Origin of the sequence: Streptomyces sp. NPDC016845, assembly GCF_044332585.1 — a bacterium.
Classification (GTDB): Bacteria; Actinomycetota; Actinomycetes; order Streptomycetales; family Streptomycetaceae; genus Streptomyces.
The window spans coordinates 66290-92147 of record NZ_JBIRPI010000022.1; the positions used below are offsets into that span (position 1 = coordinate 66290).

Here is a 25858-nt window from a genome sequence, read left to right on the forward strand (position 1 = left end):
GCGATGGGCGCAAGGGTGAAGTTAGTGCAGTCCGTCACGCTTGAGTCAAACGCCCGGATCGGGACGTAGGTCCCGAAGGAGCCCGCGCGCCCCGTCACTTGACGCGCCCTTCGACGCGCCGTCGGCGTCTCAGTTGGCCTGGCGCCGGTCCCGCACCGCGCGCCACCGCTCCACGAGCCGGGCGTACGCCTCGCTCGCTCCGTCCGCGTCGCCGCGGCGGAGTGCTTCGATTCCCTCGGCGACATCGGCAGCCGAGTGATCCTCGTCGAGCAGGTCCGGCGGGAGCACGTACACAAGTCCGCCGTAGTCGAGTTCGACGTACGAGCGCGGGTGGAACTCCTCCAGCCAGCGCCCCACGTCCAACAGGCCGTCGATCAACGGCCCCTCGTCGACCGCGTCCCGCAGCGCCTTGAGCGCGCGCGCGACCCTGCGCCGGGCCTGCACCATCGGGGTGCGGTAGCGCAGCGCGGGCCCGCCCTCCCCCTGCTCGTCGGGCTTCGCCTCGTAGACGCGCTCCTCGTCGGAGACGAGCACGAACCAGTTGATCGGCACCTGCCAGGTCTCCGTGCGGATCCACGGCCGGGCGTCCGGATTGCGCTCCAGCCAGCGCTCGTAGTCGCCGGCCGCCTGCCGGCGCACCACCGGCGGGAGCACCGCGTCCAGGAGCGGGGCCGGCAACTGACCCGGCAGCTCCTCCAGCGCCTGCCAGCCGCGCAGCCGGGTGCGCCACGGGCACACGCACAGGACGCCCTCGATCTCGGTCACGAACGCGTCGTCGCTCTCGTGCACCGGCACCGGGACCGGTGGCGTGGGCAGCAAGTCGGCCAGAGAACGGCGGAGTTCGTCCTGGTAGGAGGGGTGGCGCTCGCGCTTCGCGTACCGCTCCCAGTGGTCCCGCTCAGGCTGCGGGAACGCCGCGAGGGGCTCGTACACACGCAAGTACGCCGCATACGGAACGGTCACCGGCGACACCTCGGGCACGGCTGCTCCTCCCCCGCCCATCGGTTGGAAAACACTGCAAATCGTCCCACGACGGGCTCCCGTGGGACGCGGCGGGATTCGACCGTACTTCCGCCGCCGCCCCACGCGAGAGAGTGATCCTCGGCACTGCGGCCGTGGCGGGCCCCCACACGTTCTAACCTCTTGCCCACGAACGGTGGAAAGCCCGCCACCCGCACGGGATTCCGCCCAACCGCCGCTATGTACTTGGGAGTCACCACAGTGACCGATGTGACCGGCGACCCTGTCACCACCTCCGGCTCCACCGCCGCCCCGGACGTCCTGACCACCCTCTTCCACTCGGACCAGGGCGGGCACGAGCAGGTCGTGCTCTGCCAGGACCGCGCGAGCGGCCTCAAGGCCGTCATCGCCCTCCACAACACCGCCCTCGGCCCGGCCCTCGGCGGCACCCGCTTCTACCCGTACGCCACCGAGGCCGAGGCCGTCGCCGACGCGCTGAACCTGGCCCGCGGCATGTCGTACAAGAACGCCATGGCCGGGCTCGACCACGGCGGCGGCAAGGCCGTCATCATCGGCGACCCCGCCGTGATCAAGAGCGAGGCGCTGCTCCTCGCCTACGGCCGCTTCGTCGCCTCGCTCGGCGGCCGCTACGTGACGGCCTGCGACGTGGGTACGTACGTGGCCGACATGGACGTGGTGGCGCGCGAGTGCCGCTGGACCACCGGGCGCTCCCCCGAGAACGGCGGAGCGGGCGACTCCTCCGTGCTCACCGCCTTCGGTGTCTTCCAGGGCATGCGCGCCAGCGCCCAGTACCTGTGGGGCGACCCGACGCTGCGCGGCCGCAAGGTCGGCGTCGCGGGCGTCGGCAAGGTCGGCTACCACCTCGTCGGGCACCTCCTCGCGGACGGGGCCGAGGTCGTGGTGACGGACGTGCGCGCCGAGTCCGTGCGCCGGATCACCGACCAGTACCCGTCCGTCTCGGTCGTCGCGGACACCGACGAGCTGATCCGGGTGGAGGGCCTCGACATCTACGCGCCCTGCGCGCTCGGCGGCGCCCTGAACGACGACTCCGTGCCGGTGCTCACCGCGAAGGTGGTGTGCGGCGCGGCCAACAACCAGCTCGCGCACCCGGGCGTCGAGAAGGACCTCGCCGAACGCGGGATCCTCTACGCCCCGGACTACGTGGTGAACGCGGGCGGCGTCATCCAGGTCGCCGACGAGCTGCACGGTTTCGACTTCGACCGGTGCAAGGCCAAGGCCGCGAAGATCTTCGACACCACGCTTTCCATCTTCGCTCGCGCAAAGGCTGACGGTATTCCGCCGGCCGCCGCGGCCGACCGGATCGCCGAGCAGCGGATGGCGGAGGCGCGCTCGTCCCGCTGATCACGGCGCGGACATGACCAGTGTCACGCTCTTCGGCGGGTCGCAGGTCCAGAAGAGGTTAAAATCGCAGCTGACCAGCGAGGACAGGGCTCCTTGCTGGTCCTGTGGGCAGGCGCGTCCTGCGGGCGACGTACCGTATGGGCGTGGGCTCAGGTACCGTGGAAGCCCTACGGACCGGTCTCCTCGCGGGGAGCCCGTTCTAGATCATGAACGCGTGTCAAGACTCTGGGGCCGTCGAGCCCCGTATCCGAGGGGGTCGAGCCATGGGGCGCGGCCGGGCAAAGGCCAAGCAGACGAAGGTCGCCCGCCAGCTGAAGTACAGCAGCGGCGGGACTGACCTGTCGCGTCTGGCCAATGAGCTGGGCGCATCGACGTCGAACCCAGTATCGAATCAGCCGCCGAACGGCGAGCCTTTCGATGACGACGACGAGGAAGACGACCCGTACGCCCGCTATGCGGATCTGTACAACGAGGGCGAGGACGAGGACTCCGACGAGTCCGGTCCGTCGTCTCAGCGCCGCGGCGCTTGACCTCGTGACAGCTGCCGGCACGTAACCGATCTCAGCTGAAGCTGTTCTCAGCCGACTGATTTCTGCTTACTGCTGCACTCACACCCGGTCCGGAGTGGTCCACCACGCCGGACCGGGTTTTGTGCTGTCCGAAGCACGGCCGTCGCCGTAGCCGCTGCCCGCCTCGCGACGGGCGGCGACCGCTTCTACTTGGCGTAGTCGCCGGTCAGCTCGGCGCCCGTGGTGTGCGCGCCGCGGTCGGTGATCTCGCCGGCCACCCAGGACTCCACGCCGCGGTCCGCGAGCGTGGTGAGCGCGACCTCGACCGACTCCTGCGGCACGATCGCCATCATGCCCACGCCCATGTTGAGCGTCTTCTCCAGCTCCAGGCGCTCCACCTGACCGGCCTTGCCGACGAGGTCGAAGATCGCGCCCGGCGCCCACGTGGAGCGGTCCACGGTGGCGTGCAGGCCGTCCGGGATCACCCGGGCGAGGTTGGCCGCCAGGCCGCCGCCGGTGATGTGGCTGTAGGCGTGGACCTCGGTGGTGCTGGTGAGGGAGAGGCAGTCCAGGGAGTAGATCTTCGTCGGCTCCAGGAGCTCCTCGCCGAGCGTCCGGCCCAGCTCGTCGACCTGCTGCTCCAGGGCCATCCCGGCGCGCTCCAGGAGGACGTGGCGGACCAGTGAGTACCCGTTCGAGTGAAGGCCGGACGACTCCATGGCGATGACCGCGTCACCCTCACGGATGCGGTCGGGGCCGAGCAGGTTCTCGTACTCCACGACGCCCGTGCCGGCGCCCGCGACGTCGAAGTCGTCCGGGCCGAGCAGCCCGGGGTGTTCCGCCGTCTCACCGCCGACCAGGGCGCAGCCCGCGAGGACGCAGCCCTCGGCGATGCCCTTCACGATGGCCGCGACCCGCTCGGGGTGGACCTTGCCGACACAGATGTAGTCGGTCATGAACAGCGGCTCGGCACCGCACACCACGATGTCGTCCATGACCATCGCGACGAGGTCGTGGCCGATCGTGTCGTACACGCCGAGGCGGCGGGCGATGTCGACCTTCGTGCCGACGCCGTCCGTGGCGGAGGCCAGAAGCGGACGCTCGTACTTCTTGAGGGCGGAGGCGTCGAAGAGGCCGGCGAAGCCGCCGAGGCCGCCCAGGACCTCGGGGCGCCGCGTCTTCTTCACCCACTCCTTCATCAGCTCGACGGCGCGGTCGCCCGCCTCGATGTCCACGCCCGCGGAGGCGTAGCTGGCACCGGAAGACTCAGAAGACATGGGTGAGAGAGCTTTCGTGTCGAGGCGGTCGAGCTGTCGCGCTGACGGGCTGACGGGCTGACGAGAGGTGCGGGGGTGTGTCGCGGAGATGGCTACGGACGACGGATCGCGTCGTTCGCCGCCGTGGCCGCCGGGCCCGCCGCCAGCTCCGTCTCCAGAAGCTGCTTACCGAGCAGCTCGGGGTCGGGCAGGTCCATCGGGTACTCGCCGTCGAAGCAGGCGCGGCAGAGGTTCGGCTTGGCGATGGTGGTCGCCTCGATCATGCCGTCGATGGAGATGTACGAGAGCGAGTCGGCGCCGAGCGAGGTGCCGATCTCCTCGACCGACATGCCGTTGGCGATCAGCTCGGCGCGGGTCGCGAAGTCGATGCCGAAGAAGCACGGCCACTTCACGGGCGGGGACGAGATCCGGATGTGGACCTCGGCCGCGCCGGCCTCGCGGAGCATGCGGACCAGGGCGCGCTGCGTGTTGCCGCGGACGATCGAGTCGTCGACGACCACGAGCTTCTTGCCCTTGATGACTTCCTTGAGGGGGTTCAGCTTCAGCCGGATGCCGAGCTGGCGGATCGTCTGGCTGGGCTGGATGAAGGTGCGGCCCACATAGGCGTTCTTCACCAGACCCGCACCGAACGGAATCCCGCTGGCCTCGGCGTAGCCGATCGCGGCCGGCGTGCCGGACTCCGGGGTCGCTATGACGAGGTCGGCCTCGACCGGCGCTTCCTTCGCCAGGCGGCGGCCCATCTCCACGCGGGAGAGGTACACGTTCCGGCCGGCGATGTCGGTGTCGGGACGGGCCAGATAGACGTACTCGAAGACGCAGCCCTTGGGCTTTGCTTCGGCGAAGCGGGATGTTCGCAGCCCGTTCTCGTCGATTGCCACGAACTCGCCCGGCTCGATCTCGCGGACGAACGAGGCGCCGCAGATGTCGAGCGCGGCGGACTCCGAGGCGACGACCCAGCCGCGCTCCAGGCGGCCGAGGACCAGCGGGCGGATGCCCTGCGGGTCGCGGGCCGCGTACAGGGTGTTCTCGTTCATGAAGACGAGCGAGAACGCGCCCTGGACCTGGGGCAGCACCTTGGGCGCCGCCTCTTCTATGGTCAGCGGCTTGCCGTCCTCGTTGACCTGGCCTGCGAGCAGGGCGGTGACGAGATCGGTGTCGTTGGTGGCGGCGACCTGCGTCGCACGCCCGTTCTCTTTGGGGAGGGCGGCGACCATCTCGGCGAGCTGCGCCGTGTTGACCAGGTTGCCGTTGTGGCCGAGCGCGATCGAACCGTGCGCGGTGGCGCGGAACGTCGGCTGGGCGTTCTCCCACACGGAGGCCCCGGTGGTCGAGTAGCGGGCGTGACCGACCGCGATATGACCCTGGAGGGAGCCAAGGGAAGTCTCGTCGAAGACCTGGGACACGAGGCCCATGTCCTTGAAGACGAGGATCTGGGAGCCGTTGCTGACCGCGATTCCCGCGGATTCCTGGCCCCGATGCTGGAGGGCGTAGAGCCCGAAGTACGTGAGCTTTGCGACCTCTTCGCCCGGAGCCCAGACACCGAAGACGCCACAAGCGTCCTGGGGGCCTTTCTCGCCGGGGAGCAGATCGTGATTGAGTCGACCGTCACCACGTGGCACGTTTTCGAGTGTAGGCGAGATCGACCACTGGTCCGAATTGGGGATAGGTGGTTCCTACGTTCCGGAGGGGCTCGCGTGGTTGGTGGAACCCACTGGACGCGCGTAGCGCGGGGTAGGCCAGAGGGGCGCTCGGGCCTGTGATTCCAGGGCTGGAGCGCTGTTCACCGGGGTAAACAGTGGCTCGGCCGGGTCCGGGGACGGGCGCGCGGCCGAATGTGACGGGTCGCACTCCGGGCGTCCGTACTGCGGACCGTCGTTGACAGGTGTGGGTCACGCTCGGCATGGTCCTGGATCATGCAGCCCCTCCTCCGTGACCGCACGGTCACTCTCGTGGAGCGCCGGCACGTCGACCTCGTCCGTGTCGCCAGCGCGATCTGTCGCCGCTGCGTCTGAGCGGTCTCACCGCCTGATCTGTTCACCGCCTGATCTGTACGGACTGTTCCGTATCGCCTGACCTGTCACGGGTTCCGCTCCTTTGCGCCGGAGGAGCGTGACCTCCCGTTTCCGCGCCTTTCTCCCCCTCCTGTCTCTCGGAGTCCCTTCATGCCTTCGCATGCCTCGAAGCTGTCCCGGCGCGCCTTCGGCGGGGTGGTCGGCGCCTCGGCGACCGCCGCCGCGCTCGGCACGACGACCACGCCCGCCGAAGCCGCCACTGGCACCGGTATCAGTACCGGTACGGGTACGGGTACGGGTACGGGTAGTGGTGCTGCTACCGGCCCTGTGGAACGCCCGTTCCGCGCCGCTGCCGGGCGGTCCGCCAAGCGGCCCAACATCCTGTTCATCCTGGGTGACGACCTGGGCTGGGCCGATCTGTCCTCGTACGGCGCTCCGCACATCAAGACCCCGAATCTGGACAAGCTGGCGCGGCAGGGCGTCCGGTTCACCGACGCGTACAGCGGCTCCGCGACCTGCTCGCCGACCCGGTTCAGCCTCTACACGGGCCGCTATCCGGGCCGCACGAAGGGAGGGCTCGCCGAGCCGATCGCCGACCGGTCCGTCGGCCTCGACCCGAACCACCCCACGCTCGCCTCGCTGCTGCGCGGCGCCGGGTACGCGACCGCGCTGATCGGCAAGTGGCACTGCGGCTACCTGCCGGACTACTCGCCGACCAAGTCCGGCTGGGACGAGTTCTTCGGGAACTTCGGCGGGGCCCTGGAGTACTACTCGAAGCTCGGGCTCGGCGGCGAGTACGACCTGTACGAGGGCGACGTACGGGAGGGCGACGCCGAGTACAAGGACCTGCGGTACTACACGCGGATCCTGACGGAGCGGGCGAGCGAGTACGTGCGCCGGGACCACCGGGGCAAGCCGTGGCTGCTCAACCTGAACTTCACCACCCCGCACTGGCCCTGGATAGCCGACGGGGACGAGGAGGAGAGCGCCGAGGTCGTCCGGCGGATCAGGGCCGGGGACGGCCGGGCGCTCTTCCACAACGACGGCGGCTCCGTCGAGAAGTACACACAGATGGTGCAGGACCTGGACCGGTCGGTCGGGCAGGTCCTGAAGGCGCTCAAGGAGTCCGGGCAGGAGAAGGACACCCTCGTCTTCTTCGCCTCGGACAACGGCGGCGAGCGCTTCTCCTACAACTGGCCGCTCTCCGGCAACAAGTCGTCCCTCCAGGAGGGCGGCATCCGCGTGCCGACGATCGTGCGCTGGCCCGCGCGGCTCGACGGTGGGCAGGTCAGCCACGAGCCGGTCTTCACACCCGACTGGACGGCGACGCTCCTGGAGATCGGCGGGGCCCGGCCCGACCGCGCCCACCCGCTCGACGGGACCAGCCTCGCCGGATATCTGCTGCGCGGCGAGCGGCTGCCCGAGCGCGATCTGTTCTGGCGGGTGCGCGGGGAGCGGGCCGTGCGGCGCGGGAACTGGAAGTACTACCGCGGCAAGGGCGGCACGGACCAGCTGTTCGATCTCTCCGCCGACCGGCGCGAACAGGCCGACCGGGCCGCGGACGAGCCCAGGATCCTGGCCGAGCTGAAGGCGGTGTGGGAGAAGACGGACAAGCAGCTTCTTCCGTACCCGGCCTGACCCGCTCGTTCTCGCACCCTCACGCCTTCTGCTTCCGCGCGGTGAGGCCGACGCCCGTGCCGTCGGGCGCGGTCAGGGTGAGGGTGTCGCCCTTGATCTCGTACGCCACGGTCGCGTCGCCGCCGAGGACCTTCTTCATCGCCCTCTCCACCCCGGCGGCGTCGCCGACGCAGCCCATCTTGGTGCTGACCAGGGCGGAGAAGGCGATGTGGCCGTCCCTGACGGTGGCCTTGGCGCGGCCGCTGTTGCAGCCGAGGCGAGCGTCGACGTGGCCGTCCTCGCCGAAGACGAGCCGGGCCCGGTCCCGCGCCGCCTTCGGCAGGGACTCGGCCACGTCATCGTGGTGCAGGGTCTCGACGGTCCAGCGGGTGCCGGTGAGCGTGGCGCCGTCCGGCTCGGGTTCGTCGGCCAGGGTGACGGTGTCCCCGTTGGCGCGGGTGAGGGTGAGCCGGTCGTCGCCGTCGGCCCGCACGGTGTTCTTGTCGGCGAGTGCGCGGGCGAGGCTCTTCTCGAACGCGCTCTCCTTCTTGTCGGCGCAGGCCATGAGAGTGGTGCGCACCTTGCCCAGGTCGACGCTGTCGCCGTCGACCTCGGCCTGCGCGTCGAAGTCGTTGCAGCCGTAGTTGCCGCGCACACGCTTGTCCGAGACGAACTGCAGGTGTGCGCTGTCCGGTGCCTTGGTCGTCGTCCCGTTCACCGTCATGCTCCGCACGTGCCAGGTGACACCGGTGACCGGGGCGCCACCGACCTCCACCGTGCCGGGTGCCTTCGCGTTGGACGCGTTCTCGTCGGACGCCTTCTCGTTCCCGCAGGCCGCGACGGTGGTGAGCGCGACCAGGGGGAGAGCGGCGGTGAACAGGGCGCGGGTACTGCGTTGCGTGAACATGCCGATGTGACGGGACGACCCCCGTGTTCGGTTCCGTCCCCGCACCCACATCCGGCAGGACCGTTCAGGCCATGATCGGCAACACGGCCGTCAGATCGGCCCGTTCACCGCTGGCGCTGACGAGCGCGTCGTCGATCGCCACCGTCCATCGCGTACGCCCCGTGGCCAGGCGGACCCAGGTGAGCGGGTCCGTCTCGACGACGTTCGGCGGGGTGCCGCGCGTGTGCCGGGGCCCCTCGACGCACTGGACGACGGCGAACGGCGGGATCCGCACCTCCGTCGAAGCGCCCGGCGCCTTCACGGCGAGCGCGTCGGCGAGCAGCCGCGTGCAGGCGGCCAGTGCCTGCCGGTCGACGGGGACGTCGAGCCCCGGCACCGCGTCGTTCAGGTCGTCGGTGTGCACGACGAGCTCGACGGTACGGGTGACCAGGTAGTCGGCGAACGTCATGGCGCCGGCCCCCACCGCGAGCACCCGGCTGTCGGCGGTGTCGTCCAGGTTCACCGCGAAACGCTCCTCGGTACGGGCCAGCAGCACCGGGATGTCGGGGTTCTCGGCGGCGATGGCCCGGCTGCGGTCGGCGATGCCTCCGGCGTTCGCCGCGGTGACGAACGGCCAGTCGAGTGCGGCGACCTCGGCCTTGCCCGGCTCCGGCTGATCGAGGGCCCGGTCGACCGCGCCGAGCGCCATCGACAGGTGCGCGAGCAGCTCCCGCACGGTCCAGTCCCCGAGCCGCGTCGGCCCCGCGAGCTGCTCCGACGTGAGGGTCCCGGCCGCCTTCCGTACGTTCCCGAACTGGGCCAGCACAGCATTGCGGATCTTGGCGGGAGCGTAGGTACGGGTGCGCTTCCTGCCCGGGGCGCCCGCGCCCCTCCCGGTCGGCGAAGGAGTCATGTCGGCGACCCTACGCCCGCCCGCCGACACTGCTCGGGCCCGTTCTGTCGCGCTCCGCCTCGTCCGGGTCGCGCTCCGCGCCGCCTGCGTCCCGCTCCGCGCCTCCTGCGTTCCCTGATCCCGCGCCGTCGGTCGCCGCGGGATCAGGGAACGCCGGGGACGCCGTGAACATCTCGCCGTTCCCCGGCACCCCGACCCCGCCGATTCCGCCGATCCCGCTCCACCGGAACGGGATGCCCGCCGCCGAGTCCAGGTCGGGCCCGTCCATCAGCTGGAAGTGGACGTGCGGCTCCGTCGAGTTGCCCGAGTTGCCGCACCGGGCCAGGACCTGACCGGCCCGGACCCAATCGCCGGGGCGCACGGTGAGGGAGCCGCGACGCAGATGCGCGTACATCGCGTGGACCCCGTCGCCCAGGTCGAGCACCACGTGGTTGCCGACGATCCAGCCCGCGCCGAAGGCCTCCCGGAGCACGCTCTCCACCAACATCAGGTAGGCGTACCCCGGCCAGGAATTGCGGCTGAGATGGTCGCGGCGCCAATCGGAGGCGTGGACGACCGTGGCATCGGCGACGGCGTGCAGCGGTGCGCCGAACGCGGGGAAGGACCGGGGCCGCCGGGCTATGGGCCACACAGCCGCGAATCCGGGCCGGGCGCCCTGTCCCTCGGCTCCTGCCACCTCCGCCTCCCCCTCCGCCTCTGTCTCCCCCTCCGCCACGATGTCGATCGCGTACGTCTGCCCATACGCGTGCGTGCCGTGGCTCGGCACCTTGTCGGCCGGGCTGTTCACCGCGGACCAGCGCCCACGCACCAGCGCGGCCACCTCGACCGGCTCCCGGGCGGGGTCCGTGGGCTTCGGCCCGGACCGGCCGAGGGCCAAGGCCAGCGCGAAGGAGAGTCCTCCCGGCAGGAACGCCCAGCCCCACGGCAGCGGCCAGCCGTCGATGAGCTCTCCGACGATCATGGCCAGGAACACCAGCTGCAGCAGGCGATAGGTCACCATCGCCGCTTTGCGCTTACCCACCGTCATGGTTCCCCCAGTTCGTACCGCTCGTCTTCCTCTGTCTCCTCAGGCCGGTCGCGCCGCGGTCAGTGCCACCAGGAGTGGCACGACCCGGCCTGCCGGGACCTCATAGCGCCCCCGTCCCGCTGAGCGCAGCCACCCGGCAGCGGTCAGTTGCCGCAGGTGGTGGTAGATCTGGCCGCTGGTCCCCACGTCGTCCAGCTCGGCCAGCTCCGTGGCCGAGGTGCGGCCGCCCAGGACCTCGCGGAGCAGTCTGAGCCGCAGGGCGTGGCCCAGCGCCGCGAACGCCTCGGCCACGTCCGTCCAGTCGGACGCGAGCAGCTCGTCGGTGACAGCCCCGTACTGCCACTCGTATCTCCGGCCCTCCTCCGGGCCCGGCAGGCGCACCGCCCCGGTGAACAGCACGCCTCCGCTCGCGACGTCGGCGAGCTGCTCCTTCAGCCCTTCGAGCGCCCAGAACGTGCCCGGGGCGACCGTCGGCGCTTCGGCGCCGCTCCCGTGCCCGCTCTCCAAGGCGTCGAGCCGCCGCTCCAGCTCGGCGACGCGCCGCTCAAGATTCGTCATGCATCGAGATTACGTAATTACGTAGAACCGAGCAATCCCTCGTTCGAGCGAACCCGAGAACACGACGAAGTCCCCTGCCCGACCCGGGCAGGGGACTTCAATGCTCAAGACGCCCAAGAGGCCCAAGAGGCTCGAGACCTGAGACGCCTGAGACGCCTGAGAAACGCTTACGCCAGCAGCGCCGGGATCGTCCCCTCGTGCGCCTCGCGCAGCTCCGACAGCGGCAGAGCGAACTCGCCCTGCACGTCCACCGTCGCCTCGGCGCCCGAACCGTCCACGACTCCGATGCGCGTGACGGGCAGACCCCGCGCCCCGCACATGTCGGTGAACCGCAGCTCCTCGCTCCTCGGGACGGCGACGACCGCGCGGCCCGCCGACTCGGAGAAGAGGAACGTGAACGCGTCCAGCCCGTCCGGGACGACCAGGCGCGCGCCCTTGTCGCCGAGGAGCGCCGACTCGATGACGGCCTGGACCAGACCGCCGTCGGAGAGGTCGTGCGCCGCGTCGATCATGCCGTCGCGGGAGGCCGAGATGAGGATGTCGCCGAGCAGCCGCTCGCGCTCCAGGTCGACCTGCGGCGGAAGCCCGCCGAGGTGGTCGTGGACCACCTGCGACCAGGCCGAACCGCCGAACTCCTCGCGGGTGTCGCCGAGAAGGTAGAGCAGCTGGCCCTCCTCCCGGAAGGCGACCGGGGTGCGGCGGGCCACGTCGTCGATGACGCCCAGGACCGCGACGACCGGCGTCGGGTGGATGGCCGCCTCGCCCGTCTGGTTGTAGAGCGACACGTTGCCGCCGGTCACCGGGGTGCCGAGCTGCAGGCAGCCGTCGGCGAGACCGCGGACGGCCTCCGAGAACTGCCACATGACGGCCGGGTCCTCGGGCGAGCCGAAGTTCAGGCAGTCGGAGACCGCGAGGGGCTTGGCGCCCGTCGTCGCGACGTTGCGGTACGCCTCCGCGAGGGCGAGCTGCGCGCCCGTGTACGGGTCGAGCTTCGCGTACCGGCCGTTGCCGTCCGTCGCGATGGCGACGCCGAGGCCGGTCTCCTCGTCGATGCGGATCATGCCCGAGTCCTCGGGCTGCGCGAGGACGGTGTTGCCCTGCACGAAGTGGTCGTACTGCGAGGTGATCCACTTCTTGGACGCCTGGTTCGGCGAGGAGACGAGCGCGAGGACCTGCGCCTTCAGCTCATCGCTCGAGGAAGGGCGCGGCAGCTTGTTCGCGTCGTCGGCCTGGAGCGCGTCCTGCCACTCGGGGCGCGCGTAGGGGCGCTCATAGACCGGGCCGTCATGGGCGACCGTGCGCGGGTCGACGTCGACGATCTTCTCGCCGTGCCAGAAGATCTCCAGGCGGTCGCCGTCGGTCACCTCACCGATGACGGTGGCGATGACGTCCCACTTCTCGCAGATCTCCAGGAAGCGGTCGACCTTCTCCGGCTCCACGACGGCGCACATGCGTTCCTGCGACTCGCTCATGAGGATCTCCTCGGGCGAGAGCGTGGAGTCGCGCAGCGGTACGTCGTCCAGCTCGACGCGCATACCGCCCGAGCCGTTGGACGCCAGCTCGCTCGTGGCGCAGGAGATACCTGCCGCGCCGAGGTCCTGGATGCCGACGACGAGCTTCTCGGCGAACGCCTCCAGGGTGCACTCGATGAGCAGCTTCTCCTGGAACGGGTCACCGACCTGCACGGCGGGGCGCTTCGACGGCTTGGCGTCGTCGAAGGTCTCGGAGGCCAGGATGGAGGCGCCGCCGATGCCGTCGCCGCCCGTCCGGGCCCCGTACATGATGACCTTGTTACCCGCGCCTGACGCCTTGGCGAGGTGGATGTCCTCGTGCCTCATGACACCGATGGCACCGGCGTTGACCAGCGGGTTCCCCTGGTAGCAGGCGTCGAAGACGACCTCGCCGCCGATGTTCGGCAGGCCCAGGCAGTTGCCGTAGCCGCCGATGCCGGCGACGACGCCGGGCAGCACGCGCTTGGTGTCGGGGTGGTCGGCGGCGCCGAAGCGCAGCGGGTCGACCACGGCGACCGGCCGCGCACCCATCGCGATGATGTCGCGCACGATGCCGCCCACGCCCGTGGCCGCGCCCTGGTAGGGCTCGACGTAGGAGGGGTGGTTGTGGGACTCCACCTTGAAGGTGACGGCGTAGCCCTGGCCGACGTCGACCACACCGGCGTTCTCACCGATGCCGACGAGCATGGCGTCCGACTGCGGCGCCTTCTCGCCGAACTGGCGCAGGTGGACCTTGGAGGACTTGTACGAGCAGTGCTCGGACCACATGACCGAGTACATGGCGAGCTCGGCGCCGGTCGGGCGACGGCCAAGAATCTCGACCACGCGCGCGTACTCCTCCTTCTTGAGGCCGAGTTCGGCCCAGGGGAGCTCGACGTCGGGGGTCTTGCTCGCGTTCTCTACGGTGTCGAGGCTCATGAGGCGGCGACCAGCTTCTTGAGGATCGAGGTGAAGAAGGGGAGGCCGTCGGTGCGGCCGGAGCCGACGAGGGGCTCCACGGCGTGCTCCGGGTGCGGCATCAGACCGACGACGTTGCCCGCCTCGTTCGTGATGCCGGCGATGTCGCGCAGCGAGCCGTTCGGGTTGACGTCGAGGTAGCGGAAGACGACGCGGCCCTCCGCCTCCAGCATGTCGAGCGTGCGCTCGTCGGCGACGTACCGCCCGTCCATGTTCTTCAGCGGGATGTGGATCTCCTGGCCGGCCTCGTAGTCGGCGGTCCAGGCGGTGTCCGCACTCTCCACGCGCAGCTTCTGGTCGCGGCAGATGAAGTGCAGGTGGTCGTTGCCGAGCATGCCGCCGGGGAGCAGGTGGGCCTCGGTGAGGACCTGGAACCCGTTGCAGATGCCGAGGACGGGCAGGCCCGCCTTCGCCTGGTCGATCAGCGTCTCCATGACCGGCGAGAAACGCGAGATGGCGCCCGCGCGCAGGTAATCGCCGTAACTGAATCCGCCGGGCAGGACGACCGCGTCGACCTGCTTCAGATCCTTGTCCTTGTGCCACAGGGCAACCGGCTCGGCACCGGCAAGGCGGATCGCGCGCTGGGTGTCCCGGTCGTCGAGGGAACCCGGAAAGGTGACGACGCCAATACGAGCGGTCACTTTTCGGCCCCCGCCGCGGAGGAAACGGGCTCTTCCGCGCCCGCGGCGTCTTCCACCTTCACGATGAAGTTCTCGATCACCGTGTTGGCGAGGAAGCTTTCCGCGAGCTCGTGGATACGGGCGAGGGCGGCGTCATCCACCGGCCCGTCCACTTCGAGCTCGAATCGCTTTCCCTGGCGAACGTCGGAGATGCCGTCGAAACCGAGGCGCGGCAGCGCGCGCTGCACCGCCTGGCCCTGGGGGTCGAGGATCTCCGGCTTGAGCATGACGTCGACTACGACGCGTGCCACTGGCACTCCCGGTGTGTGGTGCTGAGCAGGTCCGTTCAGCGTACCTGCCCAAATCTTCTACTCGCGTAGACGGTAGGAAGCTACGAGAGCCGCGTCACGTTACGGCAACAAGTGGAGATCCGCACGGAAAATCGCGGGAAAGACTCCGGATAACTCGCGCCGCGGACACGCGCAGGTTATTAACTGGTCTTCCCAGCACAATGCCGGGCAGGGTAAAAAGGAAATGGCGCATACAGGCAGCCTGCCTGCACTCGGGCGCGCGTTTAGCCCGAGCATTGCTCATACAGAGCTGGACAGTCGACATCACCGCACGTCAAAGCGGGGGTGCCGGACGAAGGGACCGATATTCGTGGCGCAGCGTGTCGTGGTCACTCTCTTTGACGACATCGACGGCGGGGAAGCGGCGGAAACGGTCGTCTTCGGTCTCGACGGCAGGTCGTACGAGATCGACCTCAATCAAGCCAATGCCGAGAAACTCCGCTCGGCCCTGGCCCCGTACCTGGAGGCGGGCCGCAAGCGCTCCAGCCGGACCGGCAAGGCGTTCACCCACACCGATCTGAGCCCGGACCCGGCCGCCGTGCGCGCCTGGGCCCGCTCCAACCGGTTCGAGGTGCCGCCGCGCGGCCGGATCCCGAAGCGGGTCTACGAGGCGTTCGCCGAGGCCAACTGAGGGGCGCCGGCCGACGGCTGTGCCCCGTCAGGAGCCCCTCGGCACAACCGACTTGCGCTGCACCCCCGGCGGTCGGCTAAAGTCTGGAGCACGCCGAGGGGCAAGGCCGACAAAGCCGCAGCCCACGAGGTTGTGCGGGTGTAGTTCAGTAGTAGAACATCCCCCTTCCAGGGGGAAGGCGCAGTGTGCAATTCCTGTCACCCGCTCCGCATCGCGTACCAGGCACTCCTGCGAGTGCGGTAGGCTGATGCTCGCGCCGGTCAGTGAGAGCTGGTCGGAGGCAATGCGAACGTAGCTCAGTTGGTAGAGCGCAACCTTGCCAAGGTTGAGGTCGCCGGTTCGAACCCGGTCGTTCGCTCCAGAAAGGAAAGGCCCCGGATCCACAGGATCCGGGGCCTTTCGCATGCGTGCGTGAGGCACCTGACATTTGTCATGCGGGCCGATGACAGCGCGCACTGCTTTCCGCCCCCGGCCGCCGCGAGGCTGGACACATGACCAGCAACGAGCGCGTGATCGATGTCACTGATCTGCGCCGCGTGTACGGGGGCGGCAAACAGGGCTCCTACGAGGCGGTGCGCGGAATCAGCTTCTCCGTGGGCCGCGGCGAACTCTTCGCCCTTCTCGGCACCAACGGCGCGGGCAAGACCTCCACCGTCGAACTCCTCGAAGGACTCGCGGCCCCTGCCGGCGGCCAGGTGCGGGTGCTCGGCCACGACCCGCGCGCAGAGCGCGACCGCCTACGGCCGCGGATCGGCGTCATGCTCCAGGAGGGCGGGTTCCCCGCCGAGCTGACCGTCGCCGAGACCGTACGGATGTGGGCCGGCTGCACCAGCGGGGCGCGGCCCGTCGGGGAAGCCCTGGAGATGGTGGGGCTCACCGGCCGCGGGAAGGTCCGGGTCAAGCAGCTGTCCGGCGGCGAGAAGCGACGGCTCGACCTCGCGCTCGCGCTGATCGGCCGGCCCGAGGTGCTCTTCCTCGACGAGCCGACGACCGGGCTCGACGCCGAGGGGCGCCGCGAGACCTGGGAACTGGTGCGCCGCCTGCGCACCGACGGCACGACCGTGCTGCTCACCACCCACTACCTCGAAGAGGCGGAGTCGCTCGCCGACCGGCTGGCCATCCTGCACGAGGGGCGGATCGCCGCCGAGGGGCGCGTGGACGAGGTCGTCGCCGCTCAGCCCTCGCACGTCTCGTTCGAGCTGCCTGACGGCTACCACGTGGGCGATCTTCCGCCACTCGGCTCGCTCGGCGTCGGCGACCACGAGATCAACGGGCGCATGGTCCGCCTTCGTACCGACGAACTCCAGCGCGCCGCCACCGGACTGCTCGTCTGGGCCAGGGACGCGGGTGTGGAACTGCGCCGCCTCGATGTGCGCGGGGCCTCCCTCGAAGAGGCGTTCCTGCGGATCGCGCGGGACGCGAAGGACGGACCCGTACAGCGGGGCGACGAGCGGGCGAAGGAGATGGCGGCATGAGCACGGCGACGATGACGACCACCCCGGCGGGACGTCTGCGGGCCCTCGCGCGGGCCGAACTGACCTTGCTCGGACGGAGCAAGGGCGTGCTGTTCAGCGCCGTGTTCGTGCCTCTGGTGCTGCCGTTCAGCGCAAGCGCGTCCCTCGACGAGGAGGCGCTGAAGGGCACCGGTCTCAGCGTCGGGGTCGTCGTGCTGACCGGGGCCATCGGCTTCTCCCTGCTCTTCGCCGTCTACAGCGCGCTGGTCAGCGTGTACGCGGCACGGCGCGAGGAACTCGTCCTCAAGCGGCTGCGCACCGGCGAGCTGCGCGACACCGAGATCCTCACCGGGGCGGCGCTGCCGTCCGTCGCGATCGGGCTCGTCCAGTGCGTCGTCCTGGCCGCCGCGTGCAGCGTGGCGCTCGACGTGGGCGCCCCCGGCGCGCCTCAGTACGCCGTGCTGGGTCTCCTGTTGGGCTTCCCGCTGTGTGTCGCGCTCGCCGCGGTGACCACCGTCTTCAGCCGCAGTGTGGAGAGCGCGCAGGTCGCCGCCATGCCGATGGTGCTCGTCTCGATGTTCGGCTCGGGCACCTTCGTCCCGCTTGAGGTCATGCCGGACAAGCTGGCCTCCCTGTGCGAACTGCTGCCGCTCACCGGACCGCTGACCCTGGTCCGCGGCGGCTGGAGCGGCGAGCTGAGCGCCTACGACGCCCTCGGCGCCCTCGCCACGTCGGTGGCCTGGATCGTCCTCGCGGTGTTTGCTGTACGCCGGTGGTTCCGCTGGGAGCCACGACGGTGAGGCGGGGGGAGCACAGCGGTGTGGACGCGGGGCCGGTGGCGGGCGCACAGCAAGATCGAGCGGGTCGAGTGGCAGAGCCGCATCATGCTGCGGGCCGTCAACTGGCTGTACTTCCTTGCCTGGTCAGGACCCACGCTGGCCGGCTGTCTGCACCGCGGGGACGTCGCCGTGGCCCTGGGCGCCGCGCTGGCCGCGGTGAACGTGGTCCAGTGCGCCGTCGCCAACCGCCATGTGAACGCCGCCCTGGACCAGTACCTGGGGCGCGGCACCGTGCCGCCCACCCTGACCCGTACGGCGGCGGGCCTGACCGTCGTGGCGCTCGGACTGATCGCCGCGCTCATCGCGACGGACAGCGTCGCCCCTGACGGCATGATCGCGCTACCGCTGCTGTTCGTGCCGATGCCGTTCGGCGGCGCGTACGTCTTGACGGTGCCGGTTTCCACGTTCCTGAAGCGCGGCGCGCTCGCCGTCGCCGCCGCCGTGGCCCTGTTCGCGACCGTGAGCGACAATCTCGGCCAGCTCGCCGCGGTCGCCCTCGTACTGGGCCTCACCATCCCCCTGGAGCTGCTGTGCGCACGGTGCAGCGCCTGGAACCTCGGCGTCATGTGGGATTCCGAGCATGCCCGCGAGGTCGAGGCCCGGCTCGCCGTCGCCGAGGAACGTCTCCGGTTCGGCCGCGACCTGCACGACGTCATGGGCCGCAATCTCGCCGTGGTCGCCCTCAAGAGCGAGCTGGCGGTCCAGCTGGCCCGGCGCGGACGGACCGAGGACGCCGTGACCCAGATGATCGAGGTACAGCGCATCGCGCAGGACTCGCAGAAGGAGGTACGCGATGTCGTACGGGGCTATCGCGAAGCCGATCTCGGCGCCGAACTGGCGGGGGCGCGCGGTGTCTTGAGTGCCGCCGGAATCGACTGCACGGTGTCCGGGTCCGCGGCCGGGCTCCCGCCCGAGGTGCAGTCCGCGCTCGGCTGGGTCGTCCGGGAGGCCACGACGAACGTCCTGCGGCACGGCGACGCGACGGCCTGCCGGGTGGAGCTGGCGAAGGGGCCGAGGGAGATTCTGCTGACCGTGGAGAACGACGGGGCCGGCGAGTCCGGCACGGGTGGCAGGGGCTCGGGCCTCGCCGGGCTGCGGGAGCGGCTGGCGGTACTGGAGGGGACGTTGAAGGCTGCTGTGGTGCGGGACGGGACGTTCCGCCTGACGGCGACCGTGCCGGTGCCGGTGACGAATGCGGCTGCGGCCGCGGCGGCGACAGCGACACCCGCGGCGCGGCCCGAGCGGGAGGAGGGGGCCTGATGGCGTTGCGTGTCCTGCTCGCCGATGACGAGCACCTGATCCGGGGCGCGCTCGCCGCCCTGCTCTCCCTTGAGGAGGATCTCGTCGTGGTCGCCGAGGCGGCCAGTGGGCCCGAGGCGCTCGCCATGGCGCGGGCGCACACTCCCGATGTCGCCGTGCTCGATCTGCAGATGCCGGGCGCCGACGGTGTGAGTGTGGCCACAACGCTCCGGGCCGAGCTGCCCGGCTGCCGGACCATGATCGTGACCAGTCATGGGCGTCCCGGGCATCTGAAACGGGCACTGGCCGCAGGCGTGCGCGGGTTCGTGCCGAAGACCGTCAGCGCGCAGCGGCTCGCCGAGATCATCCGGACCGTGCACGCCGGGAACCGTTACGTGGACCCGGAGTTGGCGGCCGACGCGATCTCCGCCGGGGACTCGCCGCTGACCGCGCGCGAGGCCGAGGTGCTTGAGCTGGCGGCCGACGGGGCGCCCGTCACGGAGATCGCCGAGCGGGCCGCGCTGTCGCAGGGCACCGTGCGGAACTACCTGTCGTCGGCCGTCTCGAAGCTCGGCGCCGAGAACCGGCACGCGGCGGTGCGGATCGCGCGCGAGCGGGGTTGGGTATAGTAGGCGTCGCGCTTCGGCGCACGGAGCACCGCGAAAGCGGAGCTTGCGAACGTAGCTCAGTTGGTAGAGCGCAACCTTGCCAAGGTTGAGGTCGCCGGTTCGAACCCGGTCGTTCGCTCCAGATCGTACGAGAGCCCCGGTCCTCAGGACCGGGGCTCTCGGCGTATCCAGCCGCGGGGCTACGACCAGGGCGTCCCGGTCAGCAGCTCGTACGCCTCGATGTACTTGCCGCGCGTCGCCGCGACGACGTCCTCGGGCAGGGGTGGCGGAGGCTGCTCGCTCTTGCGGTCCCAGCCGGAGGCGTCCGAGGTCAGCCAGTCGCGCACGAACTGCTTGTCGTAGCTGGGCTGCGCGCGGCCCGGCTGCCACTGGTCGGCCGGCCAGAAGCGCGAGGAGTCCGGGGTGAGCACCTCGTCGGCAAGGAGCAGCGCGCCCTCCTTGTCGAAGCCGAACTCGAACTTCGTGTCGGCCAGGATGATGCCGCGCTCGCGCGCGATGTCCCGGGCCCTGCTGTAGACGGCGAGCGTCGACTGGCGCAGCTGCGCGGCGGTCTCGGCGCCGACCTGGCGGGCGACCTCCTCGTAGCTGACGTTCTCGTCGTGCTCGCCGACCTCCGCCTTGGTGGCCGGGGTGAAGATCGGCGCGGGCAGCTCCGAGCCGTCCTCCAGACCGTGGGGCAGGGCGAGGCCGCAGACCGTACGCGTCTCGTTGTACTCCACGAGCCCGGAGCCGGTGAGGTAGCCGCGGGCCACGCACTCGACCGGGACCATCTCCAGGGACTTGCAGACGAGCGTGCGGCCCGCCCAGTCGGCGGGGGCGCCGGCCGGCAGCTCCGTGGAGATCACGTGGTTCGGCATGAGGTCCTGGAGCTGCTCGAACCACCACAGCGAGAGCTGGGTCAGGACGCGGCCCTTGTCCGGGATCAGCGAGGGCAGCACCCAGTCGTAGGCGGACAGGCGGTCACTGGCGACCATGATCAGGTCGCCCGTGTCGTTCTGGTACAGCTCCCGCACCTTGCCGGTGTGGAGGTGCGTCAGGCCCGGCACCTGCGGAGGCTCGGGCTTTTCGACGAATCCGGACACGGTTCCTCCCCGTGGTTCTGTACGAGTGCTCCCTGATTCTCCCGTACGAGGGGACGAGTTCTGGCCAGGGGTGGCGCGCGGCGCCGCGCGTTCAGTCCCGTTTGCAGATGCGGTCGAGCAGGTTGGCCGTCGCGCGCTGGATCCGCGGGTCGACGTGGCCCGGCCGGTCGAGCGCCGGGGACCAGGCGAACGTCCCGGACGCGAAGACCAGCGCGCCCGACGGCGCCCGGTACAGGGACGTCTCCTGATGGCGGCGGACCGTGTCGCCGTCCCGGTACGGGGAGTGGGCGAGCAGGATGCGGTCCTCGTGCTCGGGCAGGGCCGTGCGCGGGAAGTAACGGTCGGCCTCCCCGGCGACCAGGCCCTCGATCTCGTCGCCCTCGTGCGCGCCCGTCGCCTCCCACAGCCAGTGGTCCGCGTTCCGTACGACCAAGGGGTGCGGCTCGGGGACACGGCCCGCGTACTGGATGCCCAGGAGCTGCTGCTCGGGTTTGTCGATCTCGCGCCAGAGCGCCGGTTTCCCGGGCCCGCGCCGCTTGCGGCAGGTCAGCAGCCGGTCCGGCACACCGGACGCCGACGGGCCCAGCTCGACCTGCCAGTACATGGTGTTGGCGGAGAGGAAGACGAGGGAGGTGCCGGACTCGCGGGCCAGCTCGGTGGTGCGGCGCATGTTCGCCGACCAGTACTCGTCGTGGCCGGGGAAGACCAGGCCCCGGTAGCGCGTCGGGTCGATGCGGCCCGCGTGCAGGTCACGGGCGTCGGCGTAGGCGAGGTCGTAGCCGTACCGCTCGGCCCAGCGGATGAAGTCGTAGGCGTGGCCCACGTGCAGGGGCAGGCCCGCGCCCGCGTACGGCCGGTCGAAGGAGACCGTGATCGCGGCCTCGCCCTCGCCGAGGAGCCGGCCCGCCTCGTCCCACGCGTGGTAGAGGCTGGCGCCGGTCCGGCCGTCCTCCGGATACAGGTTGTACGCCTGCCAGGTGACGTCCGGCAGCAGCAGGAGCAGGTCGGCGGGCTGGGCGTCGCGGACCGTGAAGGGAACGTGCGAGCGGTGGCCGCCGACGGTGGTGAGGACGGCCACGTACGCCCCCACGTTCCAGTACGACGGGATCTGCAGGCGCCAGGAGAGCCACCAGTGGTGGCAGGAGACCGTGCGGTCGGCGGTCAGCGGGGCGGGCTGGACGATGCCGGACAGGCGCGGGCTCGTGGTGATCTTGCGGGCGCCGTCGCCGCCGTAGTGGCCGATGCGGTAGATGTCCACGCTGAACTGCTGCGGCGGGTCGACCGTGATGTGGAAGTCGATCGCCTCGCCGGGCGCGGCGGCCCCGGTGGAGGCGAATCCTTTGATCTGGCGGTGCACGTCGTCGGCGGTGCGCGGGCCGTTGGTGCGCGGCGACGGGATCGGGCCCACGCCGCCGGACTGCGCGACCGTGTCCACGTACCAGGGCACGACCTGGCCGGTGTCGTCGAAGTAGTTCTCGCTGCCGCGCAGCCAGGGCAGCGGGCCCTGGCCGAACGGGTCGCTGACCGCGTGCGCCATCGCGCCCGACTCCCAGCGGCGCGTGCGCGTGCGGGGAGGCGGCGCGGCGCCGTGCGCTGCCGCGTCCTCCGGGTGCCCCACGCTGTCCGGCCCCATGGCTGCTCCCCTCCCTCGCGCCCCCGAGCCCTGATGCGCGGTGTTGTTCCGCGACCGGTCTCCAGCACATCACATTACGCACGCACAACGTCACCGTTCGTCGTGAATTGACGAGAGTGGAACGTTTGCCTCCGGGTAGGGCGGGGCGCCTGATCCCCGGCCGGAGCCGGGGTCGAACCTGCGCCGCTGTGGAGGTCAGACGAGGCGGACGGGCTTCTCCGGGCGGATGCCGAGCCGCGCCAGCCAGCCCTTCAGCGGCTCCGGATCGCCGTCCTCCACCAGGCTCAGGACACGGGGCGCGAGGTCGCCCGCGCGCTCCCCGTCGACGAGCAGCGCGGGGCCGTCGAGCCAGTCGAGACCCGGGACCGCACCGGCCGTGTCCACCGCCGCGCAGCAGACCATAGCCGTGACATGATCAGCGAGCAACTCCCGCCCGACGCGCGGCGGTTGGAGCGGAAACAGCGGCAGTGCGCCCTCGTCCCAGAGCGCGTCGTCCGGGCTCTTGCTCGTCGGCGCGGACGCCTCGGGGCGCGAGGTCTCCTCGCGGGCCAGCTCGGCGCTGAGCCCCGCCGAGAGGGAGTCGGCCTCGGGGCGGGGGGCCGGGGCGAGCAGTGCTTCCAGTTCGGCGTCGGTGTACGTCTCCGGGGCCGCGTCCCCAGGCAGGTCCCCGTTCACCGGGCGGGCCCCGGGCTCCGCCGTCAAGTGGTCGAGGACGCGCGCCAGGGTCGGGCCCTCGGGGGCGCTCGACGCATCGGTCCGGGTGCTGCGCACGCCCAGCGTGTCCAGGACGCGGTGCAGCCGGGCGGCGTCGGCACGCCAGGTGCGGTCCACGACCTCGTCCGGGTACTCCTGCCAGTTCACCGGCGCCCAGTCCGGGCCCGGCTCGGCGGGGCCGCCGTGGAAGAGGCGGGCGGCGAGCAGGGAGGCGGCCTCGTCCACGGTGCCGGGCTCCTCGAGGAGGTCACAGGCGGGGCGCTCGCCGAGGCGGGAGGCGAACCCCTCCGCGAGGCGGTCGCGCCGGGACAGCTCGGTGAGGGCGGCGACCACGCCCACGTCGAGCCGGGAGGGCCAGCGGCCCATGCGCCAGGCGGGCAGCGCGACCCGGGTGAGCAGCCGGTCCCAGCCCGCGTACGCGAGTCCGACCTGCTCCTGCGCGACGATCCGCAGCCCGTAGTCCACAGCCTGTGCGCGCTCGGCGCCGGCGGCGGCGACCCCGCGCTCCATCTCGGCGGCGTGCACCCGGCAGCCCCGCAGCATCAGGCGGGCGATCCGGCCGACGCCGCCGAGCACGAGCCGGGCGACGGGGCCGCGGCCGGGTGTGGTGGCGACCGCGACGGCCGCGTCGAGACCGCGCACGAAGCGCCGGGCCGCCGCTATGTCGGGGTGTGCCGACGGGCCCGTACCGGCGACGACCGGGGCGAGGACGGCGCGCAGCTCGGCGACGCGCATCCACCAGAGGAAGGGGGAGCCGATGACGAGGACGGGCGCGGTCGGGGCCTTCGCGCCGCCGTGCCCGGCGTCCTGGGCTTCGCGCCCCGCTCGGGCGGCTTCCGTGGCCGGTGCGGCCGGTTTGGGCGGGCCGTGGGCCGGATGGGTGCGGTCCTCCAGCCAGCTGTCGCAGTCCGGGGTGAGCGCTATGGCCGAGGGCGCCGGGACGTCGAGCCGGTCGGCCAGGTCCCGCACCAGGCGGTACAGGTCGGGGGCGGTCTCCTCGGCGATCGGGACGGTCGGGCTGAGGGCGGGCCTGGCCCGCGCCACGACCAGCGCCACGGCCGCCGCGACGAGGAGCACGAGCACCGCGAGGACGGTCACCGCGAGGCGCGCGGCATCCCAGCCACCGCCCGTCAGATGGCTGGTGGCGCCGCCCACGAGCAGGATCACCGACGCGGCCGCGGGCAGCAGCGCGAGGGCGGTGGCCCTGCCGCGGATGCGCAGCACGGCGACGGCCCGGGAGCGCGCTGCCTGCGCACCCGCTTCCGCACCCATACCGGACACGATCGATGTCACCCCCTGCTGCCTGTGCTCCTTGCCCGCCTGCGGACCGAGGCCCGTGGCGGGACGTTGGTGGCGTTGCTCACTCCCCCACTGTGGCACCCGCCACCGACATCGCAATGCCGGTGGTCCGTCCGGATCTGTCCGTTCACCGGACCGTTCCCGACGCGTAAGGGTGCACTTCGCGGGGTGTCTGAACGCCGTGCGCCGCACCCTAGTTGGGGCTCGGGCCACCGTCAGCAGGATGGGCCATCGGTCACTCGATGGAATGGCTTTGGGCAAAGGTGGCTGACATCAGGGGGCCGGGCGGGAGAGGGTGACACCCACCCGACGCCAAGAAACGTCTTCGGTCATATGCGAAGAGGCCGACTCCGGTCGATCGTGGTCGGCCGTGTTCGGACCGGGTCGTTCAAGCCAGGCCGTTCAGGCCGGATCCGAGGGGCCGGAGCCGCGGTCAGCTCTCCGAGGCGGCCTTCGCGGCGATGTCCGTACGGTGCTGCGACCCGTCGAGGCCGATGCGGCCCACCGCGGTGTACGCGCGCTCGCGGGCCTGCGCGAGGTCGCCGCCCGTCGCGGTGACCGACAGGACCCGGCCACCGGCGCTCAGCACCGGCCCGTCCTCGCCGTCCTTCTTCGTCCCGGCGTGCAGGACGTACGCGTGCGGGGCGTCCTGCGCGGCCACCGCGTCTAGGCCGGTGATCGGGTCACCGGTGCGCGGAGTGTCCGGATAGTTGTGCGAGGCGATGACGACCGTGACGGCCGCGTCGTCGCTCCACCGCAGCGGCTCCAGGTCGGCCAGCGTGCCGTTCGCGGCGGCCAGCAGGACACCGGCCAGCGGGGTCCGCAGCCGGGCGAGCACGACCTGCGTCTCGGGGTCGCCGAAGCGGGCGTTGAACTCGATCACGCGCACGCCGCGGCTCGTGATGGCGAGACCGGCGTAGAGCAGCCCGGAGAAGGTGGTGCCGCGCTTGCGCATCTCGTCGACCGTCGGCTGCAGGACGGTGTCCAGCACCTCCCGCACCAGCTTCGGGTCGGCCCACGGAAGCGGCGAATAGGCGCCCATACCGCCCGTGTTGGGACCCTCGTCGTTGTCGAGCGCGCGCTTGAAGTCCTGCGCGGGCTGGAGCGGAACGACCGTCGTGCCGTCGGTGATCGCGAAGAGCGAGACCTCGGGCCCGTCGAGGAACTCCTCGATGACGACGCGCTCGCAGGCGTTCGCGTGGGCGCGGGCCTGCTCGATGTCGTCCGTGACGACGACGCCCTTGCCGGCGGCGAGCCCGTCGTCCTTCACGACGTACGGGGCGCCGAACGCGTCGAGCGCCTCGTCGACCTCGGCCGGGTTCGTGCAGACGTAGGACCGGGCCGTCGGCACACCGGCGCCCGCCATGACGTCCTTCGCGAACGCCTTCGAGCCCTCCAGCCGCGCGGCCTCGGCGGACGGGCCGAAGACCGGGATGCCGACCGCCCGGACGGCGTCGGCGACGCCCGCGACCAGGGGGGCCTCGGGCCCCACGACGACGAGCTCGGCCTCCAGCTCCTGGGCGAGGCTCGCGACCGCTGCGCCGTCGAGCGCGTCGACGGGGCACAGTTCGGCGACCTCGGCGATGCCTGCGTTGCCAGGGGCGCAGTGCAGGGCGGAGACGGCGGGGTCGAGGGACAGAGAGCGGCACAGGGCGTGTTCGCGGGCGCCGCCGCCGATGACGAGGACCTTCACGCCGGTCAGCCTATCCGTACGGGTGGGGTGGTCCTGTACGGGCTTCCTAGGGTGAGACGGAGTGG

At 71.2% G+C, this 25858-nt stretch carries 23 protein-coding genes and 3 tRNA genes; 12 read left to right on the forward strand and 14 right to left on the reverse strand.

Annotated elements, in window-relative coordinates; genetic code table 11:
• Positions 1-129: 129 nt before the first annotated feature.
• On the reverse strand, positions 130-981 hold the full coding sequence (locus ACH4RC_RS34310; protein ID WP_398207833.1) for a hypothetical protein: 852 nt from the start codon (positions 979-981) through the stop codon (positions 130-132).
• Between the two features lie 240 nt (positions 982-1221).
• On the opposite strand from ACH4RC_RS34310, the gene ACH4RC_RS34315 reads away from it, so the two are divergent.
• The gene (locus tag ACH4RC_RS34315; RefSeq protein WP_398207835.1) at positions 1222-2343 is read left to right on the forward strand and encodes a Leu/Phe/Val dehydrogenase; all 1122 of its coding nucleotides are present in this window, start codon (positions 1222-1224) and stop codon (positions 2341-2343) included.
• Positions 2344-2606: 263 nt separating this feature from the next.
• The gene (locus ACH4RC_RS34320; RefSeq protein ID WP_394432651.1) at positions 2607-2873 is read left to right on the forward strand and encodes a DUF3073 domain-containing protein; all 267 of its coding nucleotides are present in this window, start codon (positions 2607-2609) and stop codon (positions 2871-2873) included.
• A gap of 185 nt (positions 2874-3058) precedes the next feature.
• Here the strand turns inward: ACH4RC_RS34320 and purM are convergent, their stop codons facing one another.
• Together purM and purF are read right to left on the reverse strand one after the other, a co-directional pair.
• Positions 3059-4129: a phosphoribosylformylglycinamidine cyclo-ligase gene (gene purM / locus ACH4RC_RS34325; protein WP_398207836.1), complete on the reverse strand. Its 1071-nt coding sequence runs from the start codon at positions 4127-4129 to the stop codon at positions 3059-3061.
• A 92-nt stretch (positions 4130-4221) separates the two neighbouring features.
• On the reverse strand, positions 4222-5748 hold the full coding sequence (purF, locus tag ACH4RC_RS34330; protein ID WP_398207838.1) for an amidophosphoribosyltransferase: 1527 nt from the start codon (positions 5746-5748) through the stop codon (positions 4222-4224).
• Between the two features lie 294 nt (positions 5749-6042).
• On the opposite strand from purF, the gene ACH4RC_RS34335 reads away from it, so the two are divergent.
• Positions 6043-6141, forward strand: a complete 99-nt coding sequence (locus tag ACH4RC_RS34335; RefSeq protein ID WP_398207840.1) for a putative leader peptide — start codon at positions 6043-6045, stop codon at positions 6139-6141.
• Between the two features lie 150 nt (positions 6142-6291).
• Positions 6292-7779 carry a sulfatase gene (locus ACH4RC_RS34340; protein ID WP_398207841.1) on the forward strand — a complete coding sequence of 496 codons (1488 nt, stop codon included), beginning with the start codon at positions 6292-6294 and terminating at the stop codon, positions 7777-7779.
• 19 nt (positions 7780-7798) lie between these two features.
• Here the strand turns inward: ACH4RC_RS34340 and ACH4RC_RS34345 are convergent, their stop codons facing one another.
• The 7 genes from ACH4RC_RS34345 to purS all read right to left on the reverse strand — a co-directional run bounded on the left by ACH4RC_RS34345 (position 7799) and on the right by purS (position 14547).
• Positions 7799-8665: an META domain-containing protein gene (locus ACH4RC_RS34345; protein ID WP_398207843.1), complete on the reverse strand. Its 867-nt coding sequence runs from the start codon at positions 8663-8665 to the stop codon at positions 7799-7801.
• A gap of 64 nt (positions 8666-8729) precedes the next feature.
• Positions 8730-9557, reverse strand: coding sequence for a sterol carrier family protein (locus ACH4RC_RS34350; RefSeq protein WP_398207845.1), 828 nt, complete (start codon positions 9555-9557; stop codon positions 8730-8732).
• Positions 9558-9567: 10 nt separating this feature from the next.
• Positions 9568-10578 carry a murein hydrolase activator EnvC family protein gene (locus ACH4RC_RS34355; RefSeq protein ID WP_398207950.1) on the reverse strand — a complete coding sequence of 337 codons (1011 nt, stop codon included), beginning with the start codon at positions 10576-10578 and terminating at the stop codon, positions 9568-9570.
• 45 nt (positions 10579-10623) lie between these two features.
• Positions 10624-11142, reverse strand: coding sequence for an ArsR family transcriptional regulator (locus ACH4RC_RS34360; RefSeq protein WP_398207847.1), 519 nt, complete (start codon positions 11140-11142; stop codon positions 10624-10626).
• 167 nt (positions 11143-11309) lie between these two features.
• On the reverse strand, positions 11310-13571 hold the full coding sequence (gene purL / locus ACH4RC_RS34365) for a phosphoribosylformylglycinamidine synthase subunit PurL (protein ID WP_398207849.1): 2262 nt from the start codon (positions 13569-13571) through the stop codon (positions 11310-11312).
• Complete coding sequence (gene purQ / locus ACH4RC_RS34370) at positions 13568-14251, reverse strand: phosphoribosylformylglycinamidine synthase subunit PurQ (RefSeq protein WP_324774090.1); 684 nt, start codon at positions 14249-14251, stop codon at positions 13568-13570. The genes purL and purQ overlap by 4 nt, the downstream gene beginning before the upstream one ends.
• Complete coding sequence (gene purS, locus ACH4RC_RS34375; RefSeq protein ID WP_398207851.1) at positions 14248-14547, reverse strand: phosphoribosylformylglycinamidine synthase subunit PurS; 300 nt, start codon at positions 14545-14547, stop codon at positions 14248-14250. Before purS ends, purQ begins: the two co-directional genes overlap by 4 nt.
• A gap of 343 nt (positions 14548-14890) precedes the next feature.
• Between purS and ACH4RC_RS34380 the strand changes: the two genes are divergently transcribed.
• From ACH4RC_RS34380 to ACH4RC_RS34415, 8 genes are all read left to right on the forward strand, one after another.
• A complete protein-coding gene (locus ACH4RC_RS34380) occupies positions 14891-15211 on the forward strand; it encodes an Lsr2 family protein (RefSeq protein WP_398207853.1) in 321 nt (106 codons plus the stop codon).
• 134 nt (positions 15212-15345) lie between these two features.
• A tRNA-Gly gene (locus ACH4RC_RS34385) sits at positions 15346-15417 on the forward strand.
• Positions 15418-15496: 79 nt separating this feature from the next.
• Positions 15497-15572: transfer RNA gene (locus tag ACH4RC_RS34390), tRNA-Gly, on the forward strand.
• A gap of 130 nt (positions 15573-15702) precedes the next feature.
• Positions 15703-16686 carry an ABC transporter ATP-binding protein gene (locus tag ACH4RC_RS34395; RefSeq protein ID WP_398207855.1) on the forward strand — a complete coding sequence of 328 codons (984 nt, stop codon included), beginning with the start codon at positions 15703-15705 and terminating at the stop codon, positions 16684-16686.
• Complete coding sequence (locus ACH4RC_RS34400) at positions 16683-17465, forward strand: ABC transporter permease (protein ID WP_398207856.1); 783 nt, start codon at positions 16683-16685, stop codon at positions 17463-17465. The genes ACH4RC_RS34395 and ACH4RC_RS34400 overlap by 4 nt, the downstream gene beginning before the upstream one ends.
• 18 nt (positions 17466-17483) lie before the next feature.
• Positions 17484-18764 carry a sensor histidine kinase gene (locus tag ACH4RC_RS34405; protein ID WP_398207858.1) on the forward strand — a complete coding sequence of 427 codons (1281 nt, stop codon included), beginning with the start codon at positions 17484-17486 and terminating at the stop codon, positions 18762-18764.
• Positions 18764-19372: a response regulator gene (locus ACH4RC_RS34410; RefSeq protein ID WP_398207860.1), complete on the forward strand. Its 609-nt coding sequence runs from the start codon at positions 18764-18766 to the stop codon at positions 19370-19372. The genes ACH4RC_RS34405 and ACH4RC_RS34410 overlap by 1 nt, the downstream gene beginning before the upstream one ends.
• Positions 19373-19417: 45 nt before the next feature.
• Positions 19418-19493: transfer RNA gene (locus ACH4RC_RS34415), tRNA-Gly, on the forward strand.
• Positions 19494-19551: 58 nt separating this feature from the next.
• Here the strand turns inward: ACH4RC_RS34415 and ACH4RC_RS34420 are convergent.
• From ACH4RC_RS34420 to purD, 4 genes are all read right to left on the reverse strand, one after another.
• Positions 19552-20454: a phosphoribosylaminoimidazolesuccinocarboxamide synthase gene (locus ACH4RC_RS34420; RefSeq protein WP_398207862.1), complete on the reverse strand. Its 903-nt coding sequence runs from the start codon at positions 20452-20454 to the stop codon at positions 19552-19554.
• A gap of 91 nt (positions 20455-20545) precedes the next feature.
• A complete protein-coding gene (locus tag ACH4RC_RS34425) occupies positions 20546-21991 on the reverse strand; it encodes a N,N-dimethylformamidase beta subunit family domain-containing protein (protein WP_398207951.1) in 1446 nt (481 codons plus the stop codon).
• 291 nt (positions 21992-22282) lie between these two features.
• Positions 22283-24073 (reverse strand): hypothetical protein, encoded by a 1791-nt coding sequence (locus ACH4RC_RS34430; RefSeq protein WP_398207864.1) that lies wholly within the window; start codon positions 24071-24073, stop codon positions 22283-22285.
• Between the two features lie 460 nt (positions 24074-24533).
• The gene (purD, locus tag ACH4RC_RS34435; RefSeq protein WP_398207866.1) at positions 24534-25793 is read right to left on the reverse strand and encodes a phosphoribosylamine--glycine ligase; all 1260 of its coding nucleotides are present in this window, start codon (positions 25791-25793) and stop codon (positions 24534-24536) included.
• Positions 25794-25858 lie beyond the last annotated feature (65 nt).